General features: G+C 72.3%; 16 protein-coding genes. 6 read left to right on the forward strand and 10 right to left on the reverse strand.

The annotated features are described in order from the left end of the window. The first annotated feature begins 4 nt into the window (after window positions 1-4). On the forward strand, window positions 5-595 hold the full coding sequence (locus tag AC27IY_RS20235; RefSeq protein ID WP_423451691.1) for a class I SAM-dependent methyltransferase: 591 nt from the start codon (window positions 5-7) through the stop codon (window positions 593-595). A gap of 17 nt (window positions 596-612) precedes the next feature. Here the strand turns inward: AC27IY_RS20235 and AC27IY_RS20240 are convergent, their stop codons facing one another. The 4 genes from AC27IY_RS20240 to AC27IY_RS20255 all read right to left on the reverse strand — a co-directional run bounded on the left by AC27IY_RS20240 (window position 613) and on the right by AC27IY_RS20255 (window position 4,391). Continuing rightward, window positions 613-1,413: a hypothetical protein gene (locus AC27IY_RS20240; protein ID WP_487178848.1), complete on the reverse strand. Its 801-nt coding sequence runs from the start codon at window positions 1,411-1,413 to the stop codon at window positions 613-615. A gap of 84 nt (window positions 1,414-1,497) precedes the next feature. Further along, window positions 1,498-1,986 (reverse strand): hypothetical protein, encoded by a 489-nt coding sequence (locus AC27IY_RS20245; RefSeq protein ID WP_344212931.1) that lies wholly within the window; start codon window positions 1,984-1,986, stop codon window positions 1,498-1,500. A 105-nt stretch (window positions 1,987-2,091) separates the two neighbouring features. Further along, window positions 2,092-3,534, reverse strand: a complete 1,443-nt coding sequence (locus tag AC27IY_RS20250; RefSeq protein WP_487178849.1) for a hypothetical protein — start codon at window positions 3,532-3,534, stop codon at window positions 2,092-2,094. A 152-nt stretch (window positions 3,535-3,686) separates the two neighbouring features. Continuing rightward, window positions 3,687-4,391 carry a Clp protease N-terminal domain-containing protein gene (locus AC27IY_RS20255; protein ID WP_487178850.1) on the reverse strand — a complete coding sequence of 235 codons (705 nt, stop codon included), beginning with the start codon at window positions 4,389-4,391 and terminating at the stop codon, window positions 3,687-3,689. A 106-nt stretch (window positions 4,392-4,497) separates the two neighbouring features. Here AC27IY_RS20255 and AC27IY_RS20260 point away from each other — a divergent pair, with 106 nt between their 5' ends. Then, window positions 4,498-5,241, forward strand: coding sequence for an SDR family NAD(P)-dependent oxidoreductase (locus AC27IY_RS20260; RefSeq protein ID WP_487178851.1), 744 nt, complete (start codon window positions 4,498-4,500; stop codon window positions 5,239-5,241). Beyond that, a complete protein-coding gene (locus AC27IY_RS20265) occupies window positions 5,238-6,155 on the forward strand; it encodes an RNA polymerase sigma-70 factor (protein WP_364464103.1) in 918 nt (305 codons plus the stop codon). Before AC27IY_RS20260 ends, AC27IY_RS20265 begins: the two co-directional genes overlap by 4 nt. Window positions 6,156-6,224: 69 nt before the next feature. Here the strand turns inward: AC27IY_RS20265 and lpdA are convergent, their stop codons facing one another. Both lpdA and AC27IY_RS20275 read right to left on the reverse strand, forming a co-directional pair. Further along, complete coding sequence (lpdA, locus tag AC27IY_RS20270) at window positions 6,225-7,604, reverse strand: dihydrolipoyl dehydrogenase (RefSeq protein WP_344212923.1); 1,380 nt, start codon at window positions 7,602-7,604, stop codon at window positions 6,225-6,227. Window positions 7,605-7,643: 39 nt separating this feature from the next. After that, on the reverse strand, window positions 7,644-8,018 hold the full coding sequence (locus AC27IY_RS20275; protein ID WP_423451686.1) for a tautomerase family protein: 375 nt from the start codon (window positions 8,016-8,018) through the stop codon (window positions 7,644-7,646). A 19-nt stretch (window positions 8,019-8,037) separates the two neighbouring features. Between AC27IY_RS20275 and AC27IY_RS20280 the strand changes: the two genes are divergently transcribed. The 3 genes from AC27IY_RS20280 (at window position 8,038) to AC27IY_RS20290 (ending at window position 10,458) form a co-directional block, all read left to right on the forward strand. After that, window positions 8,038-8,688: a response regulator gene (locus AC27IY_RS20280; protein ID WP_344212919.1), complete on the forward strand. Its 651-nt coding sequence runs from the start codon at window positions 8,038-8,040 to the stop codon at window positions 8,686-8,688. Between the two features lie 6 nt (window positions 8,689-8,694). Next, on the forward strand, window positions 8,695-9,747 hold the full coding sequence (locus AC27IY_RS20285) for a quinone-dependent dihydroorotate dehydrogenase (RefSeq protein ID WP_344212917.1): 1,053 nt from the start codon (window positions 8,695-8,697) through the stop codon (window positions 9,745-9,747). A 150-nt stretch (window positions 9,748-9,897) separates the two neighbouring features. After that, a complete protein-coding gene (locus AC27IY_RS20290; protein WP_423477193.1) occupies window positions 9,898-10,458 on the forward strand; it encodes a GNAT family N-acetyltransferase in 561 nt (186 codons plus the stop codon). Between the two features lie 6 nt (window positions 10,459-10,464). On the opposite strand, the gene AC27IY_RS20295 is transcribed toward AC27IY_RS20290, so the two are convergent. The 4 genes from AC27IY_RS20295 to AC27IY_RS20310 all read right to left on the reverse strand — a co-directional run bounded on the left by AC27IY_RS20295 (window position 10,465) and on the right by AC27IY_RS20310 (window position 14,384). After that, window positions 10,465-12,060, reverse strand: coding sequence for a beta-N-acetylhexosaminidase (locus AC27IY_RS20295; protein WP_487178852.1), 1,596 nt, complete (start codon window positions 12,058-12,060; stop codon window positions 10,465-10,467). After that, window positions 12,057-12,908, reverse strand: a complete 852-nt coding sequence (locus tag AC27IY_RS20300) for an N-acetylmuramoyl-L-alanine amidase (protein ID WP_423451683.1) — start codon at window positions 12,906-12,908, stop codon at window positions 12,057-12,059. The genes AC27IY_RS20295 and AC27IY_RS20300 overlap by 4 nt, the downstream gene beginning before the upstream one ends. A 58-nt stretch (window positions 12,909-12,966) precedes the next feature. Further along, window positions 12,967-13,215: a hypothetical protein gene (locus tag AC27IY_RS20305; RefSeq protein ID WP_091081786.1), complete on the reverse strand. Its 249-nt coding sequence runs from the start codon at window positions 13,213-13,215 to the stop codon at window positions 12,967-12,969. Window positions 13,216-13,334: 119 nt separating this feature from the next. After that, a complete protein-coding gene (locus AC27IY_RS20310) occupies window positions 13,335-14,384 on the reverse strand; it encodes a LacI family DNA-binding transcriptional regulator (protein ID WP_364463959.1) in 1,050 nt (349 codons plus the stop codon). Window positions 14,385-14,569: the final 185 nt, after the last annotated feature.

Genomic DNA, 14,569 nt, shown 5'->3' on the forward strand with positions numbered 1-14,569 from the left:
GTTCATGCCCTTCGACCACAACGATCACTACCACCGGACGTTGCTGCGACAGGTTCCGCCGGGCTGCGCGCGGGCGCTGGACGTCGGCTGCGGCGCCGGGCGGTTCGCCCGGCGGCTGGCCGCGCGCGGGATCGAGGTCGACGCCGTGGACCCGGCGGCGGAGGTGATCGAGGCGGCGCGGGCGGCGGGCGGCGGGCCCCGGTTCCTGCACGCGGACATCACGGACATGGAGCTGCCCGAGGGGCACTACGACTTCATCTCGTGCCTGGCGAGCATCCACCACGTGCCGTTCGCGACGGTCTCCCGGCTGCGGAGCGCGCTGGCGCCCGGCGGCGTCCTCGCCATCCTGGGCTGCTACCGGGAGACGCCGGCGGACCTCGCGTGGAGCCTGGCCGCCGTCCCGGTCAACGCGGTGGCGCGGGCCGCCGTGGCGGTGCGCGAGCGCGGGCAGGAGGCCGGCGTGCGGGCTCCGGTGCGGCAGCCGGAGATGTCGCTGGCGGAGATCCGGCGGGAGGCGGCCGGGCTGCTGCCCGGAGCGCGGATCAGCCGGCTGCTGTTCTGGCGGTACCTGCTGGTCCACCGCGAGCCCGCCTAGCCGCCTCCCGCCGGGGCTCAGTTGTACCTGTAGAGCTGGTCGGCGACCCGGTGGCGGCCGTCGAAGAGCGCGGCCCGGTACATGCTGATGGCGAGCTCGCCGTGCTCGGCCTTGCCGCACGTGTCGGTGCCCGCGAGCTGGCGGATCTCGAAGCGGGTGGTCGGGTCGCCGCCCACGAAGTACTCGGCGCGGGCCTGGTACTTGTCGGCCCGTACGTCACAGGCGAGGACGTACGCCGACCCGCGCTCGGCGAAGCAGGTCATGGCCGCGCCGCGGGTGGTGGTGCAGACCTTGGCGCGGGCGCGGGCGGCGGCCGGGGTGATCCGGGTGTCCCGCTTAGTTGGATATTTGGCGATGTTCTGGACGGTCTTCCAGCGGCCGTGCTTCACCAGGCGGTCGCCCCGGTAGAGCGCGACCCGGAAGGTGACGACCTTGCCGATCTCCCGGCTGCCGCGCACCTGGCCCTTGCCGGCCAGGTTGTGGATGACGTACTCGGTGCCGAGGTAGCCGTGCTGGTAGTACTCGACGGCGGCGTGCAGCCGGTCGCCGGCGGTGTCCTCGACGGTGATGCCCGGCCGGTCGCTGCCGTCCGGGCCGACGCACGCCTCCGCGCCACGGATCCGTACGCACGCCGGCTCGTCGGGGGCGCTCTCGTACGCTCCCGGGGTGACCCGGGTCTCGGCGACCGGTTGCCGGGGTTCGGCCGCGGTGGCGGCGGTGTTGGTGGCGGTGTTGGTGGCGGCGTTGGCGGCCACGTCGGTGCCGAGCGCGAGGGCCGCCACAGCGGCTACCGCGATGAAGATGCGACCTAATGTCACTTACTTTCACCAGCCTCACATATGCGCTTATTGCACCATGTGACGCCGGTCACGGTCCGGAAGTTCGCCGCCGGGTCCAGAAGGTCAGGAGGCGACGGCCTTCTTCCTCGTGGTCAGGCTGGCCAGCAGGAGCAGCAGCGAGCTCTGGGCGAGCATGCCGGGGGCGAGCGGCGGGGCCGTGCCGACCGTCTTGGTCAGCGCGTACCACCATTGGGAGAGCGGCGAGAGCGTGTCCCACTCGGTGGCCATCGAGCCCATGCCGTGGTTGACCGACACGTGCATGAACACGCCGTACGCCGAGGCGAGCAGCACCACCCCGGCGAGGACCCGCACCGCGGTGACCGCCCGCGGGGCCTCGCTCAGGGCGAGCAGCACCAGCGCGACCGCGAGAAGGGCCAGGGCGACCCAGGGGATGAGCTGGACGGGGGAGCGCCAATGGCGTTCGAAGGCCAGCTCGAACCCGGCTCCCACGATGCCGATCGCGACCAGCGCCAGGAGGCCGAGACGCAGCGAGATCGGGCCTGCTTGAGCGAACCGGCGGCGGTGCGCCGCCCTCTCCGCGGTTGAGGTCATAGTCAGGACCCTGACCTCGAAGGGTCAGAGAAGCCTGTAGGAAACCTGAAAATTAGATGAAAATGTGATTGTCGGCACGTAGAACAATTGTCGGCTCAACCACTTTCAGAACTCGCGCCAGTCGCCGAACCACGCCTCCGCCTCCGACGGCGGGACCCCGGCCCCCTCCGCCAGCAGGAAGAACGCCTCGCCCGCCTCCTCGCGCCGCAGGGTGTCGATCATCTCGTAGCGCTCCTCGATGCCGTTGAGCGCCTCGACGAAGCTCTGCAGGATCGGGCGCGCGTCCGCCACCGCGCCCGGATCATGGACGTCCAGGGCCGCGATCGCGCGGGAGGCCGCCGCGTAGGCCCGGCAGGCGGCCTCGCCGGCCCGCTTGTGGTCGTCCACCCAGTCGCGGAGCGGGTTGTCCAGGTTGGTCGCCAGCCAGCGGTCCGGCTTCGCGCCCCGGATCTCGACGGACACGCCGGTGTCCTGGTAGCGCTGCCGGACGGCCCTGGACCGGCTGCTCCTGAACCCGTCGACGCGCAGGAGCCGCAGCGGCCCGCCGGGGGCGGGCAGCATCGACGGCTCGACGCCGTACGCGTCGGCCAGCTCCAGCGTGTGCAGCCGGGGATGGGCGTCGAGCCCGGCCAGGCCGCCGTACGGCCGGCCCCACCGGACGGACAACCGCTCAAGCCCCTCCACGTCGCCCAGGGACGCGCCGGTGACGTCGCCCGACGCCTCCACCGCCAGATCGCGAACGCCGCGCAACCCTCGCGGCACCCCCGAGCGCGTGGTGAGCCTGATCCACCGGCCCTCGGCGGCCGCCTCGACCGCCTCCGGGGCCCCGCCCTGAAGCCAGAGCGTCATCAGCCCCGGCGGCAGGACCACCCGGCGCGGCCCCGCGCCCGCGACGAGGGTCAGCCCGTGGAGACCGGTCCGGCTCAGGTCGACGATCTCGGGCGGATCCTCCCAGCGCAGGGCGGTGATCAGCGGCCGCGCCTCCAGCGCCGCGAGCAGGCCGCGCTCCGGGCCGCGCCAGCTGAGCTGCGTCAGGCGGGGCAGCGCGTCCAGCCCCTCCCACCGCACGTCTCCCGCGTGGTCTCGCAGGTCGAGCGCGGGCAGGGCGGCCGACCTGGTCACGGCCCCGCCCCCCAGGTCGACCTGGACCCTGCCGTGCCCGGCCCGTTTGTACGCCTCCCTGACCGCGCCGGGCACCTCCAGCTCCCAGCGCCGTTGCAGCACCACCTGCAGCCCGATGCCCGGCCAGGAGCCGTAGGCGGTGGACGCCTCCGGCAGCTCGGGCCGGACCGGAAGGCGGCCGAGGCGCACGGCGTCGGCGGGCAACTGCTCGCCTGCGGGGACGTCGACCACCTCGGGATCGCCGCACCACGAGTGGTGATCGACGTGGAGCGGCCCGGCCGAGCGCACGTCGTCGAGCGCGGGCACCGCGTCGGAACGCCAGTCGAGCACGCACACCGTCAGGCGCTCGCCCGCCGCCGTCACCTGGCAGGCGCCGTAGCCGCCCAGCGGCAGCGGGAAGGCCACCACATCGCCGATCTCCAGCATGTCCGGCACGCTAGCAACCGGCGATGACATTCCCGCCCGCTTCCGGTGGCCCGCCCGCTTCCGACGGCCCCGCTTCCGACGGCCCCGCTTCCGACGGCCCGCCCGCTCCGGTGGCCCGCGCGGCTCCCGGAGGTCCGCGCGGCTCCCGGAGGTCAGCGCGCCGCGACGATCTCGCGCTCCGCGGCCTCCTTGGTGACGCCAAGGTCCGCGAGCGCCCGCGTCAGCGGCCCGTCCTCCAGCCCCAGCACCCCCAGCAGCAGATGCTCGGTGCCCAGATGCTCGTGCCCCAGCCGCAGCCCTTCCCGCAGGGTCAGCTCCAGCGCCTTCTTGCTCTGGGCGGCGAACGGCACCTCCCGGGGCCCGGCCGGCTCGGTGCCCGGCCCGAGCACCCGGGTCACGGCGTCCCTGACCGCCTCGGGCGAGGCGCCGAGCGCCGCCATCGTCCTCGCCCCGAGCCCCTCGGGCTCGTCGGCCAGGCCGAGCACCAGGTGGCCGGGCTCGATGTGGCGGTGCCCGCCGCTCAGCGCGGCCCGCTGGGCCTTCACCACGACGGCCCGCGCCCGGTCGGTGTAGCGGGCGTAGACCCGCAGGTCGTCGGCCATCGACGGCGCGCCCTCCTTGGGCACGAACCGCTTCTGCGCGGCCTGCTTGGTGACGCCCATGCTGCGCCCGATGTCGGTCCAGGACGCGCCCGAACGCCTGGCCTGGTCCACGAAGTGCCCGATGAGGTGGTCGGCCACCTCGCCCATGTGCTCGCCGAGCGCGACGGCGTCGGTCAGCTCGCCCAGGGGGTCACCGTCCGGGTGCCGTTTCCTGATGACGGAGATGAGGTCGTCCAGTCGTACGCTTTCTTCCATGCGTCAACCCTAGGTTGACTATGCCAGAATCGTCAACCCTGGGTTGACGGATGTGAACCCGCTCACACCATGTCACCGGCGGGATGGTCATCTCGTCTCAGAGGGCATGACGAACGCAGAACAGACCACAGTGCTCATCACCGGCGCCAACAAGGGGCTCGGCCTGGAGACGGCCCGGCGGCTCGGCGCGGAAGGGTGGAAGGTGTTCCTCGGCTCGCGCGACGAGGCCCGCGGGCGGGCGGCGGCCGCCAAGCTCGCCGAGGCCGGCGCCGACGTGGTCGTGGTCCCGCTCGACGTCACCTCGGACGCGTCCGTGGCCGACGCCGTACGGCTCGTCCGCGAGCACACCGACCGCCTGGACGTGCTGGTCAACAACGCGGGCGCGCCCGGTAACGTCACCCCGCCCGCGCAGACGACCGCCGAGGAGGTGCACGCCGTCTACGACACCAACGTCTACGGCCCGATCCGGGTCACGAACGCGTTCCTGCCCCTGCTCCAGGCGGCCGACAACCCGCGTGTGGTGATGGTCTCCAGCGGCGGCGGCTCCTTCGCGGTCATGGCCGACCCCACCCAGCAGGTCACGAAGATGCACGAACTCGCCTACAGCTCGTCGAAGGCGGCGCTGAACATGATCACCGTCCGCTACGCCCAGGCGCTCCCGCACGTCAAGGTCAACGCCCTCACCCCGGGGGAGGTCGTGAACCGCAAGTTCACCGCCACCGACATGAACCACCACACCGGCCAGCTCACCGTCACCGAGGGCAGCGACCCGATCATCGAGCTCGCGACGCTGGGCCCGGACGGGCCGAGCGGGATCTTCATCGACCGCCTGGGCCCCGTCGGATGGTGACCAGGGTCCAGGGCTTCGAGCAGTACCGGCCGCTGCTGTTCTCGATCGCCTACCGCCTGCTCGGCAGCGTGGACGACGCCGAGGACGCGGTCCAGGAGACCTGGCTGCGGTACGCCGACGCCGGGGCCGAGCCCGACTCGGTCAAGGCGTACCTGTCGACCGTGGTCACCCGGGTGGCGATCGACCAGCTCCGCTCGGCCCGGGTGCGGCGGGAGTCGTACGTCGGGGAGTGGCTGCCCGAGCCGCTGCTGGAGGACCCGTACGAGGACCCGGAGCGCTCGGCGGAGCTGGCCGAGTCGGTCTCCACGACGGCGCTGCTCATGCTCGAACGGCTGAGCCCGCCCGAGCGGGCGGTCTTCGTGCTGCGCGACGTGTTCGGCTTCGAGTTCCCCGAGATCGCCGCCGCCGTGGGCCGGTCGGAGGCCGCCTGCCGGCAGCTCGCCGTACGGGCCCGCCGGCACATGCACGAGGGCCGTCCCCGGTTCGCGGCCGGCCGGAGGGAGCGCGCGGAGCTCGCCGGGCGCTTCTTCGACGCGATCCGGGGCGGCGACGTGGGCGCGCTGCGCGAGGTGCTGGCCGCGGACGTGCGGACGGTCGGCGACGGCGGCGGCAAGGCGCCGGCGCTCGCGCGGGTCCTCGTCGGCGCGGACAACGTCGCCCGGGTGTTCGCCCGGCTGGTCCCCGCGCTCCTCGCGATCGGCGGCTCGGTCGAGCCGCGCGAGGTGAACGGCGAGCCGGGGGCCGTCTTCCGCGACGCGGAGGGCAAGGTGCTCAACACGCTGGCGCTGGAGATCCGTGACGGCCGGATCGCGACGATCCGCGCGGTCGCGAACCCGGACAAGCTGCGGCATCTGGGCCCGGTGGCGGACGCGTACCAGGTCAGCCGCGAGGCCCGCGAGGCGATGCGGGGATGATCGAGGCAACGTGACCCGATGGCGGGGCATCGGGGTCACGTTGCGCGCGTACGACCTCCGTCGCCGCGATCACATGTTGATCATGTGCCCCGCGAGCCCGTGGATGGCCTCCTTGACCGCCTCGCCGAGCGTCGGGTGCGCGTGGACGTTGCGCGCGACCTCGTGCACGGTCAGGTCCCACTGCTGGGCCAGCGTCAGCTCCGGCAGCAGCTCGGTGACCTCGGGGCCGATCAGGTGGGCGCCGAGCAGCTCGCCGTGCGTGTCGTCACTGATGATCTTGACGAAGCCGGCGCTGTCGCCGAGGCCGTGCGCCTTGCCGTTCGCCGTGAACGGGAACTTCGCCACCTTCACGTCGTAACCCAGGTCGCGGGCCTGCGCCTCGGTGTAGCCGAAGCTCGCCACCTGCGGCTGGCAGTAGGTCGCCCGCGGGATCATGACGTAGTCGAGCTCCATGGTCTCCGCGTTGCCGATCGTCTCGGCCGCGATGATGCCCATGGACTCGGCGGCGTGCGCCAGCATCAGCTTGGCCGTGACGTCGCCGATGGCGAAGATGTGCGGCACGTTCGTGCGGCAGCGGCCGTCCACGGCGATCGCGCCCCGGTCGGTCAGCGCCACGCCGGTCTTCTCCAGGCCGTAGCCGTCGACGCGCGGCTGGAAGCCGATCGCCTGCATGACCTTGTCGGCCTCCAGCACCTGCTGCTGGCCGTTCTTGGTGACGGTGACCTTGACGGAGGAGCCGGTGTCCTCGATGCCGTCCACGCGGGTCGAGGTCAGGATCTCGATGCCGAGGCGCTTGTAGCGCTTGGCCAGCTCGGCCGAGACCTCCTCGTCCTCCAGCGGCACGACGCGGTCGAGGAACTCGACGATGGTCACCTTGACGCCGTAGTTGTGCAGCACGTACGCGAACTCCACGCCGATGGCGCCGGCGCCCGCGATGATGATGCTGCCCGGCAACTCCTCGGTGAGGATCTGCTCCTCGTACGTCACCACCCGCTCCGACAACTGCGTGCCAGGGATCAGCCTGGTGGTGGCCCCGGCCGCGATGATGCAGTGGGAGAAGGTGATGGTCTCGCCGTTCACCTGGAGGGTGTTGGCGTCGAGGAAGGTGCCCCGGCCGTCGTACTCGGTGATGGCGTTCTTCTTCATCAGGTAGTGAACGCCCTTGACCCGGCCGTCGGCCACCTTGCGGCTGCGCTGGAAGGCCGCGCCGTAGTCGAAGGTGACCTCGCCGCTGATGCCGAAGGTCTTGGCCTCGTTGTGGAAGATGTGGGCCAGCTCGGCGTTGCGCAGCAGCGCCTTGGACGGGATGCAGCCCACGTTCAGGCAGACGCCTCCCCAGTATTTCTCCTCGACGACCGCGGTGCGCAGCCCGAGCTGGGCGGCGCGGACCGCGGCCGTGTATCCTCCCGGACCCGCGCCGAGAACGACGACGTCATAGTGAGTGCTCATGAGTCGGACCATACCGCCCGCCCGGAACCACCCCTGACGCTAGACCTCCACCTGGTACGGAAGGCTCAGCTCATCGGCGGGAACCCCGCGAATCCCCCAGTTGACTTGCGGCATCTCGATGATCGTCAGCTCGATGTCCTCGGGGTCGTGCGGCCAGCGGGCGTACAGCTCCCTGATGAGCGTCCGCTTGGCGTAGTCGCTGCGGCCGGTGAAGCAGACGACCTCCACGATGAGGTAGCGCTCGCTGCGCTGAGGGCAGACGAAGTCGTCGGGGTCGAGCAGCAGGAAACGGTGGAACCGTTTGTCCTCCGGCAGGCCCCACGCGCTCACCAGGCATTCCTGCAACAGGTCGGAGAGCTCCCGCTGCCGCCCCGCCCACACGTCCCTGCGTCCGTACACCTTCACCTGCGCCATACCCGCCACTATAGAAGGCGTGATCCGCATCCTCCTCGCCGACGACGAAGCCATGATGCGCGCCGGGGTGCGCGCCATCCTCTCCTCCGACCCCGAGCTCGACGTGGTGGCCGAGGCGGGGGACGGGCGGCAGGCCGTCGACCTGGCCATCAGCCACCACCCCGACGTCGCGCTGCTCGACATCCGCATGCCGAGGCTCGACGGGCTGGCCGCCGCCGCCGAGATCCGCAGGGCCGCGCCGGGCACCGCCGTGGTGATGCTGACCACGTTCGGCGAGGACGACTACATCGCCAAGGCGCTCGACGTCGGCGCGGCCGGGTTCCTGCTGAAGTCGGGCGACCCGCGCGAGCTGATCGCCGGCATCCACGCCGTGGCGGAGGGGGCGGCCTACCTGGCGCCACGGGTCGCCCAGCGGGTCATCGCGCAGTTGTCGGGCGGCCGGATGGCGCGCGGCGCGCAGGCCCGCGACCGCATCGAGGCGCTGACCGAGCGCGAGCGCGAGGTGCTGGCCCTGGTCGGGGCGGGGCTGTCCAACGCGGAGATCGCGAGCAGGCTGCACATCGTGGAGGGCACGGTCAAGGCGTACGTGAGCGCCATCCTGACCCGGCTCGACGTGCGCAACCGCGTACAGGCCGCGATCATCGCCCACGAGGCCGGGTTGGTAGCCTGACGCGTGATGTATCGCCTCGTGTTCACGCAGGTCTTGCGGCGTTTCGACGCCGAGGCCGTGCACCGTCTGACCGTGAGCGCCCTCGCGCTCCTCGCCCGCCTGCCGCTGCTCAAGCGGCTCCTGCACCGGGCGTTCGCGCCGCACGACCCGGTGCTGCGGATCACCGCGTTCGGCGTGCACTTCCCCGGCCCGCTGGGGCTGGCCGCGGGCTTCGACAAGGACGCCGCCTGCGCGGAGGCCGTCGCGGCGCTCGGTTTCGGCCACGTCGAGGTCGGCACCATCACCGCGCACGCCCAGCCGGGCAACCCGCGCCCGCGGCTGTTCCGGCTGGTGCCGCAGCGCGCGGTGATCAACCGGATGGGCTTCAACAACGACGGCGCCAGGGCCGCCGCCCGCCGGCTGCGCCGCCCCCGCGGCGTGCCGGTCGTGGTCGGGGTGAACATCGGCAAGACCAAGGTCGTCCCGGAGTCCGGGGCCGTCGCCGACTACGTCGCCGGCGCGAAGGAGCTGGCGCCGCTCGCCGACTACCTGGTCGTCAACGTCAGCTCGCCCAACACCCCGGGGCTGCGCGACCTCCAGGCGGTCGAGCTGCTGCGCCCGCTGCTCACCGCGGTCAAGGAGGTCGCCGACGGCACCCCGCGCCGCACCCCGCTGCTGGTCAAGATCGCGCCCGACCTCGCCGACGACGACATCGACGCCGTCGCCGACCTGGCCCTGGAGCTGGGCCTGGACGGCATCGTCGCGACCAACACCACGATCAGGCACGGCGGCGAGACCGGCGGGCTGTCCGGCCGCCCGCTGAAGGAGCGCTCGCTGGAGGTGCTGCGCCGGCTGCGCGCCCGCGTCGGCGACAGGCTCACGCTGGTGTCGGTGGGCGGCGTCGAGGACGCCGACGACGTCTGGGAGCGCGTCCTCGCCGGCGCGACCCTGGTGCAGGGCTACACCGGCTGGATCTACGGCGGCCCGCTGTGGGCGGCCGGCATCCACCGGCAGCTCGCCCGCCGGGTCCGCCGCCACGGGATGAAGAGCATCGCCGAGGCCGTCGGCCGCACCGCCTAGCCATCTCGCCGTCCGGCTCCGCCGTCACGGGACGGAGAGCATCGCCGAGGCCGTCGGCCGCACCGCCTAGCCATCTCGCCGTCCGGCTCCGCCGTCACGGGACGGAGAGCATCGCCGAGGCCGTCGGCCGCACCGCCTAAGCTAGGGGGAGTGATCGAGACGGTAGCACTCCCCGACGGCGTCGTCCTGCGCCCGCTCACCGAGCAGGACGACGAGGCCCTGCTCCAGGCCTACACCCGCAACCGTGACCACCTGCGCCGCTGGGAGCCGCGGCGCCCCGCCGAGTTCTACACCCTCGCCGGCCAGTCGCACCGGCTCAAGGACCTGCTGCGGCAGAAGGCCGAGGGCCGGACCATGCCCTGGGTGCTGGCGGACGGCGACGAGATCGTGGGCGGCATGACGCTCAACAACATCGTCCGCGGCCCGTGGCTCAACGCCGACCTCGGCTACTGGACCGACGCCCGCTACACCGGCCGCGGCCTCACCACCAGGGCGGTGCTGGAGGTGTGCCGGCTCGCCGACCAGGAGCTCGGCCTGCACCGGATCGCGGCGGCGACCCTGCTCGACAACGCGGCCTCGCAGAGCGTGCTGCGCAAGGCCGGCTTCGAGCAGGTCGGCACCGCGCCCCGCTACCTGGAGATCGACGGCCGCTGGCAGGACCACCGGCTGTTCCAGCGGATTCTCAACGACCGCCCGGCCTTCACGTTCTGAGCCGGCTCACGACACGCTCGGCCTGGTCGACTCGGGGTCGTGGGTCATGGCCTCGATGTGGGCCATGCGCTCGGTGATCGGCACGGGGCTCGCCCGGTGCGGCCGGCGCCGCTGCCACGGATGCGGCCCGGCCAGGGGCCGGTACTCCACGCCGAGCGCGTCCAGCCGCCCCAGGTGCTCGGCCAGCCGCCCGTCGAAGCCGTCCTGGGCGGAGCCCGACCAGGCGACCTCGGCCAGGGCGCAGGCCCGCGGCCACAGCCGGTAGTCGGCGGTGCGGGGGTCGGTGACCCGCTCGGTCCAGAGCTGCGCCTGCGCGCCGAGCACCCGGGCGCGCTCCTCGTCCGTCCAGTCCTCCGGCGCGGGCAGGAACGCGGCCACGTCCGCGACGGTGATCGCGTCGCCGATCGCCAGCGGCTCGTCAGGCCCGGACGCCTCGGCGTAGTCGAAGTAGAGCGGGAACACCGGCGTCGCCACCACGTCGTGCCCGGCCGCCGCCGCGCGCCGGCCCACGCCCATGCCGCGCCACGGCATGACCACGGTGTCCTGCCGCAGGCCGCCGCTGACGAACGCCTCGTCCCACACCACGGCCCGCGCCCCCCGCTCGGCGAGCGCGTCGGCCAGCCGGCGCAGGAACCACGCCTGCAGCTCGTTGACGGTGGCGAGGCCCAGGGACTCCCGGTACGCGGTGATCTCCGGCGAGGCCGTCCAGTGGTCGAGCACGACCTCGTCGCCGCCGATGTGCACGTACGGGGTCTCGCCGAGCGCCCCGATCACCTCGTCGAAGATCGTGGTCAGGAACTCCACGGTCGGCGGCAGCGGCGACAGGATCGCGGGGGAGATGCCCCATCGGTCCAGCACCTCGTACGGCTCCCCGGTCGCCCCGAACGCCGGATACGCGGCGAGGATCGCCGAGGCGTGCCCCGGCACGTCGATCTCCGGCACGACCGTCACGCAGCGCGCCCGCGCGTACGCCCCGATCTCGGCCAGGTCGTCCAGCGTGTAGTAGCCGCCGTGCGGCACCTCGTCGTAGGCCGCGGGCTCCCCGTGCGGGTGGACGGCGGTGCGCGGCCGGTGCGAGGAGACCTCGTGCAGCAGCGGGTACGCCCGGCTCTCGATCCGCCACCCCTGGTCGTCCACCAGGTGCAGGTGGAGCCGGTTGAGCTTGTGCAGCGCCATGAGGTCGATCAGGCGCAGGACCTCGCGCTTGGGGAAGAAGTGCCTGGCCACGTCCAGGTGCAGGCCGCGCCACGGGAAGCGGGGCGCGTCCTCCACCCGCACGCCGGGCACCGGCCAGGACGCCCGCTCGGTGTGCCGGTAGGAGGCGGCCGGCAGGAGCTGGTGCAGCGTCTGGGCCGCGTAGAACGCTCCCGCCCGCCCGCCGGCCACGATCTCCACGCCCCGCGAGCCCACCGTCAGCCGGTACGCCTCCTCGCCCAGCGCCGGGTCGCGCCGCACGTCGATCTCGCCGGTGTCGCCGGGACGCGGGTCCAGGCGGGGAAGGGCGAGACGGACGGCGTTCACGAGGTCGCCGGACACGGTCGCGCCGATGGTCAGCTCGTACGAACCGGACAGGTGAGAAGAAAGTACGGGACGAGGGATCATGTCCCCAAATAGTGCTGCAATCCGTTCGCCAGCGCCACCGCGATCCGCTGCCGGAACGCCGGGCTCGACAGCTTGGCCGCGTCGCCCGCGTTGCGCATGTTGCCGGTCTCGATGAAGATCTTCGGCACCGTGGACAGGTTGAGCCCGCCGAGGTCCTTGCGGTAGTCGAGCGCGTTCCTGCCGATGTAGGTGGAGTAGGGGATGCCGGTGCCCTTGCGGTAGGCGTCCCGTACGTCGATGCCCAGCCTGGACGACTTGGCCACGACCTTGTCCACCGGGCCGTTGATCTTCTTCGGCATGATGATGTGGAAGCCGTGGTCCCGCGGGCCCGCGCCGTCGGCGTGGATGGAGATCGCGGCGTCCGCGCCGGCCTTGTTGCCGATCGCGGCCCGCTCGGTGATGCAGGGGCCGACGCCGGTGTTGTTGCTCCTGGTGAGCTTGACGGTCGCGCCGCGCTCGCGCAGGATCTTGGCCAGCCGGGTGGAGACGTCCCAGGTGAAGGCGGCCTCGCTGTAGCCGTTGTTGGTCGAGGTGCCGGTGGTGTCGCAGGCCTTCTTCTCGGTCAGCACGTCGACCTGGCGGTTGATGATCTCCGGGTGCCGGTAGTTGTTGCCGTTGTGTCCCGGGTCGAGGACGATCACCTTGCCCTCCAGCGGCTTCGCCTTCGGCGGCGACTGCTTGCCTGGGCTCTGCTCGGCCGGCGAGGTCTCCTGCGTCGTCTGCGCCTGCGGCGAGCCGGCGGTCGCGGGAGCGGCCTGACCGGTCGCGGCGCCGCCGGAACCGGCGCCGCCGCACGCGGAGGCGATCAGGCCGCAAGCGGCGAGGACTGAGGCTGCTAGAGCACGCATGGCGTCCAACTTACGTCAGACCGCGTGCTCAAACCCCGCATACGGCGTGTCCGGCGCGTTACCAGACGTGCTCGCCGACTTCCTGGCGCTCCAGCAGGGCGGCCAGCTCCCGCGCGTCCTCGGCGTCCAGGCCGAGCACGACGCGGGGACGGCCCCACGGGTGGTCGAGGGAGTGGGCGACGTAGCTGGCGACGGATTCGGCACCGCCGTCGGCGCCCCGCCCCCTGTTGGTGCGCCAGTGCCCCCAGGCGCGTTCGAGCTCGGCAGCCGCACGCTGGGCGCAGGACACCAGTTCCGGATCACGCATGACTGTTCCCCCGGATCAGATCGTGGCCGGAACGGATCCGGCCACCAATAGCATGACGCTGCCGAGTTAACCGCCGTGCGGCCGCGCCGCCGCACGGCTTGACCCAGCCTTGATGCTTTTCAGACGCGACCCGTGCTCCGCCTCACGATGAGCTCGGGCCGCACCTCGCGCAGCCGCGCGCCCTTGCCGGGGTCGCCGATCCGGTCGCTCAGCAGCGCCGCCGCCGACCGCCCCATGGTCCGCCTGGCCTGGTCGACGGAGGTCAGCGAGACGTGGCTGGAGGCCGACATCTGGGTGTTGTCGTAGCCGACCACGGACAGGTCCTCGGGGACGCGCAGGCCCAGGCCGGCGGCGGCGGAAAGCACGCCCAGCGCGACCACGTCGTTGGCGGCGAAGATCGCCGTGGGCCTGGGGTCGCGGGTCAGCAGCGCCGTCGCCGCCTCCCGGCCGCCCTCCTCCGAGGCGTCCGCCGCCTCGACCATGATGTACGGCGCCAGCGAGTGCCTGCGCATCGCCACGAGGTATCCCTCGCACCGTGACGAACGCGGCCCCTCGATGTGCGCGATGCGCTTGTGCCCCAGCTCGACCAGGTGGTCGATGGCCAGGCGGGCGCCGAGCTGGTCGTCGTCGACCACGATGTCGACGCCGTCGAGCTCGATGTCACGTTCCCCGACGACGACCGTCGGCGTGTACGCGGTGGCCTCGATCAGCGTCTCGCTGGTCGGGGCGATGCCCAGCAGCACCAGCCCGTCGACCCGCAGCTCCAGGAAGGCCTCGACGGCCTCGTCCTCGAAGGCGGGGTCCCACTGGCTGTTGCCGATGAGCATGCGTAAGCCGTCGCCGTGCAGGCTCTCCTGCAGGCCGTCGAGGAACTCGGCGTAGAACGGGTTGTGCAGGTCGGCCACGAGCGCGCCGACGAGATGCGTACGTCCTTCGACCAGACTGCGCGCCACCGCGTTCGGGCGGTAGCCCAGCTCGCGTGCGGCCTGCAGCACGGCCTGGCGCCGGTGCTCGCTCACGTGCGGGGATCCACGCAGCACGAGTGAGACCAGCGATTTCGAGACGCCGGCTCGCTCGGCGACGTTCCTGATGGTCGGTCTGGGCCGAGGCAAGGCATCTACCTCTCTCAGCTCAGTGATCGTTGAAGTTTTGACGGGCGGTCCTGACATCTGTCTCCCCCGCGATGCGGATACGGGCACCTGTCTCACAAAACGATCGAGTTCGCCGCAGGGTACGGCCTCCATCGCGGTTTGACGGACAGAAGTGGACCTTGACCGGAAACGCACAGGCCAAGGGGTCGGCTACCGTACAGGGGTGACATCCGGGAAGTCAGCCGAGACGGCACGGCCGGCAC

This window comes from Nonomuraea sp. B208 (assembly GCF_057536035.1).